This is a genomic window from Methylobacterium sp. WL103, assembly GCF_008039885.1.
In the GTDB taxonomy this organism is placed as follows: Bacteria; Pseudomonadota; Alphaproteobacteria; order Rhizobiales; family Beijerinckiaceae; genus Methylobacterium; species Methylobacterium cerastii.
Genome location: NZ_VRUX01000400.1, coordinates 1 through 4,009, shown reverse-complemented (window position 1 = coordinate 4,009; position 4,009 = coordinate 1). Strand labels below are relative to the sequence as shown.

The following is a 4,009-nucleotide window of genomic DNA, read 5'->3' as shown; positions in this document are numbered from 1 at the left end:
TCGCGGCGGCGCCTGGCCGAAGCGCATGGCGGCGGCCTTGCGCGCCCTGCCGGTTCCGGTGATCGGCCGCATCGCCGACGGCGCGGTACACCTCGACCTGCGCACGCTCGAGGACGAGCCGGGGCTGCTCGCGAGCCTCGACGGTCTCGGCGCCTGATACGGTAAGCTTCTCTGCGTGACGCGCTTTTCGACCGAAAGTCGTCACCGCCCTCTCAACGACCGGAGATATCGTGTTATGCCGGGCGATCGGGGCAACGGGGGAACGCGACGGATTTCCGTGCGTGGCGATGTGGACGACTGAGATGGCGTGCATGACGGAGGAGTTGCGGGAGCCGCCCGGGGCGGAGTTCGACCGGACCAGGGATCCCCTGCTCCTCGACAACCAGCTCTGCTACGCCCTCTACGCGGCCGCGCACCGGATGACGAAGTCCTACCGTCCGCTCCTCGAACGGATCGGTCTGACCTACCCGCAATACCTCGTGCTGATGGTCCTGTGGGAGACCGACGGCGTCACCGTCTCCGAGATCGGCCGACGCCTCCGCCTCGATTCCGGCACGCTGACGCCGGTGCTGAAGCGCCTGGAGACGGCCGGCCTGCTGCAGCGCAACCGCCGCCGCACCGACGAGCGCGAGGTCGAGATCGCCCTGACCGAGCAGGGTCGCGCCCTGCGTGCCGACGCGGCGGAGGTGCGCCAGAGCGTGATGTGCCAGCTCGACCTGACGGAGCCCGAGGTGCAGGCGATGCGGATCGACCTGAACCACCTGATCGACAGCCTGTCGAAGGACTGATCCTAGGGACGCCTAAGGCGCGGCTTCCCTGGCGATGCCGGCGAGCCCGGCCTCGTAGACCCCGGCGATGTCGGCGACCGCCTCCGCCTCGCTCATCCCCTCGGCCTCGAAGCGCGCGGTCCAGGTGATGGTCGCGCCCTTTCCGGCGCCCTCGCCGATCGGCGCCACCGAGAGCGTCGCGGCGTAATCCTTCACCGGCAGCGGCCCCGAGACCAGGCGGTAGGAATAGCTCATCGCCGCCTCGTCCCGCGCCGTCTCGGTCTCGATCAGCGTGCCGAGCCCGCCCGACGCCACCAGCGCGCGCACCGGCGCGCCGCTTTCCGACGACAGCGTGCAGCGCGTCACCTGTGGATGCCAACGCGCGATGTCGCAGAATCCGCCGACCAGCGACCAGACCGCCGCGGGCGGCGCGGCGACGACGCGCGAGCGGGTCACCTCCAGCGCGAACGCCTCGGATGGGACGGCGGCGCCGATGGTTGTCGCGAGGAGCAGGCCCGGCAACGGCCTGCGGTGGACGCGTCTTCCCGGTCTCATTGGCATGGTCCGCTTCGAACGCCCCGTCCCCAACTCCGACATAGGTCGAAAGCCGCCGCGATCACGCCTCCGCCGCGAGGATCGCCCAGCCGTGCGGCGGAAGGCGGATGCGGCCGGCGGGCGCAGAGAGGAGGTCGGCCTGGCCGGCTTCCAGCCCGCGCGCACCGGGCGCCGGCTGCTCGGTGGGCTCGTCCGACAGGTTGAGGGCGAGGAGGAGCCGGTGCCCGTCGCCGCGGGTCTCCAGCGTCATGGCGGTGTTGGTCAGGTGCAGCGTCTGCGTTCGCGCCGTATGGAGCCAGGGGTTCCGGCGCCGCAGGGCGACGAGGTCCTGATGCAGCCTGTAGGTCGGCCAGCCCTCTGGGGCGAGGTCGTCGGGCGACGGCGGAAAGGCGGGGCGGATCGCGTCGTCGCCGCCTTCGCGCTCCTCCTTGAGGCCGCGGAAGGCCTGCTCGTCGCCGGCATAGATCGAGGGCGTGCCGCCGACCGTGAATAGCACGGCCAGAGCGTGGGGCAGGTGCCGGATGTCGGCGAGCCGGCTGGCGATCCGGGTCACGTCGTGGTTTCCGACGAAGGTCATCGGCACGAAGGCTTCGAGGAATGCATCGTGCCGCTTCAGGGCGTGGGCGAGCTCGAACAGGTTGCGGTCGTTCAGTCCGGACCAGATCGCCTTCCACAACTCGTACTGCGTCACCGAATCCAAGCCCGTCTCGGCGACGACGCCGGCGTAGTCGCCGTGGATCACCTCGCCGACGAAGTAGGCCTCGGGATGTGCGGCGCGGACCCGCGGCAGGACGCGGGTCCAGAACGCCCGCGGCACGGCGTAGGCGGCGTCGAGCCGCCAGCCGTCGGCGCCTCGGGCGAGCCAGTGGTTCATCACCGCCACGACGTGGTCGGCGACCTCGGGATGGTCGTGGTTCAGCGTGACGAGGGCGCGGTGGCCCTCGAAGCAGCGGTGGTCCGGCACGTCGCCGGGGTTCGTCCCCTCCGGCCAGGTCAGGTGGAACCACCCGGCCTGCGCCGCCGACGGCCCCTCGTCGAGCACCGCGCGGAAGGCGGCGAAGTCCTGCCCGACATGGTTGAACACGCCGTCGAGCAGGACCTTGAGGCCGCGGGCATGGGCGGCCGCGACCAGGCGGTCGAAGTCGGAATCGTCGCCGAGGCGCGGATCGATGCGCAGGTAATCGATCGTGTCGTAGCCGTGGGTGGAGGACGCGAAGATCGGCCCGAGCGCCAGCCCGGTCGCGCCGAGGTCGGCGGCGTAGTCGATCCAGGCGGCGACCTGGTCCAGGCGATGCGCGGTCGCCATGCCGCGCCGGACGGTCTGCTCCGCCCCGACGAAGCCGAGGGTGTAGACCTGCCACCACACGGTGTCGCGTATCCAATCGGGCATGTTCGTCGTCGATCCTCGGCCGGCGCGGCCACGCCCGACAGATAGGGCGGCCGCGCGGAAATCAGCGGCGCAGACGGTTGCCGAGCACGAAGCCGTAGAGCCCCATCAGGATGATTCCGGCCGCCCCCTCGATGCCGACGAGCAGGTTGGTGAAGCGGCCGATCGGCTTCACGCCGATCTCCGGCGGGTTCGCCGTCATCATGTTGAGCGCGCTGTAGCTCAGCCAGTCGACGGCGTTGCGGGTCGGCTCGCTGGATCCGTCCGGGATCAGGCCGCCGGCGAGGCCGAACAGGGCGGCGAAGGCGACGATGAGGATGGCGAAGGCGCGGGCGATCCGCGACAGGCTCTCGCCGTAGTCGCACAGCCACTCGACGAAGCGGTCCGAGGTCCAGCGGTAGCCATGGCGGAGGACGGCACGCCCGTCGCGGGCGGTCCAGGCCGCGCGGGTCTTCTGGCCTGCTTCGAGCCGGCCCATGCGGCGGCCGCGCTTGTACGCCCAGCTCGCCTCGTCGTGGCTGCCGATGCTCTTCAGGTTCTGCTCCAGGGCGAGGTAGCTCGCCTGCGCGCCAGCGTAGTCGCCAGCCGCCTCCTCGCCGACCATGCCGTCGAGCTGCTCGATCCGCATCCGCGTGCCGTTGAGCCAAGCGCCGGCGAAGCGCGCGTGGCGCAGCTTGCAGGTGACGAAGTTCAGCCGCACCAAGCTGGTGTCGGACAGGTCGGCGCCGGAGAGGTCGGCGCCGTCGAGCTTGACGTTGGAGAGGTTCGCACCGCGTAGGCGCGAGCCCACGAGGCGGGCCTTGGTCAGGCTCGCGCCCTCGAAGTCGGCATGCGTCAGGTTCACGTCCGAGAGGTCGGCCTCGTCGAGGCGCGCCCGCTTGAAGCTGGTGTCGTCCGCATCCGCGCCGGTGAAGTCGGCGCCCCACAGGTCGGCGCCGGAGAAGTCCGCGCCGTCCAGCAGCGCCTTCGGGAACTTCGCGAAGCGCAAGGCCGCGTCGTCGAAGCGCGCATCCTCCAGCATCGCCTCGCGGAAGCTCGCCTGGCCGGCGACGATGCCGCGGAAATCCGTGCCGCTGAGGTCGGCCTCGCCGAGGTCGGCCTCCTCCAGGATCGCATACGAGAAGTCGGCCGAGCGTCCGACCGCCCCCGACAGCGTCGCCCGCCGCAGGTTGGCGTGCGAGAGGTTCGCGCCCTCCATCCGCGCCCGGTCGAGGTTCGCGTCGGCGAGGTTGAGGCCGCCGCATTCGGCGTCCCACCAGGCCGGCGGAGGCAGCGCGGCGTCGATCCGGCGGGCGAGCGC

At 71.3% G+C, this 4,009-nt stretch carries 4 protein-coding genes and 1 pseudogene; 2 read left to right on the top strand and 3 right to left on the bottom strand.

Features of this window, described 5'->3' with window-relative positions; genetic code table 11:
- Together FV222_RS31325 and FV222_RS19300 are read left to right on the top strand one after the other, a co-directional pair.
- A pseudogene (locus tag FV222_RS31325) lies at positions 1–157 on the top strand (L-seryl-tRNA(Sec) selenium transferase); the annotation flags it as partial.
- 145 nt (positions 158–302) lie between these two features.
- The gene (locus FV222_RS19300) at positions 303–788 is read left to right on the top strand and encodes a MarR family transcriptional regulator (RefSeq protein WP_281406897.1); all 486 of its coding nucleotides are present in this window, start codon (positions 303–305) and stop codon (positions 786–788) included.
- Positions 789–800: 12 nt separating this feature from the next.
- Here the strand turns inward: FV222_RS19300 and FV222_RS19295 are convergent, their stop codons facing one another.
- The 3 genes from FV222_RS19295 to FV222_RS19285 form a co-directional block, all read right to left on the bottom strand.
- Positions 801–1,289: an SRPBCC family protein gene (locus FV222_RS19295; RefSeq protein ID WP_246685549.1), complete on the bottom strand. Its 489-nt coding sequence runs from the start codon at positions 1,287–1,289 to the stop codon at positions 801–803.
- 94 nt (positions 1,290–1,383) lie between these two features.
- Positions 1,384–2,712, bottom strand: coding sequence for an alpha-amylase family glycosyl hydrolase (locus FV222_RS19290; protein WP_147761506.1), 1,329 nt, complete (start codon positions 2,710–2,712; stop codon positions 1,384–1,386).
- 61 nt (positions 2,713–2,773) lie between these two features.
- A partial coding sequence (locus FV222_RS19285) for a pentapeptide repeat-containing protein (protein ID WP_147815417.1) occupies positions 2,774–4,009 on the bottom strand: 1,236 nt, incomplete at its 5' end.

What these genes read in the sequence shown, in the direction of transcription:
- FV222_RS19300 (WP_281406897.1), top strand. Translation starts at nt 303, where the DNA reads ATGGCGTGCATGACGGAGGAGTTGCGGGAGCCGCCCGGGGCGGAGTTC.
- FV222_RS19290 (WP_147761506.1), bottom strand. Translation starts at nt 2,712, where the DNA reads ATGCCCGATTGGATACGCGACACCGTGTGGTGGCAGGTCTACACCCTC.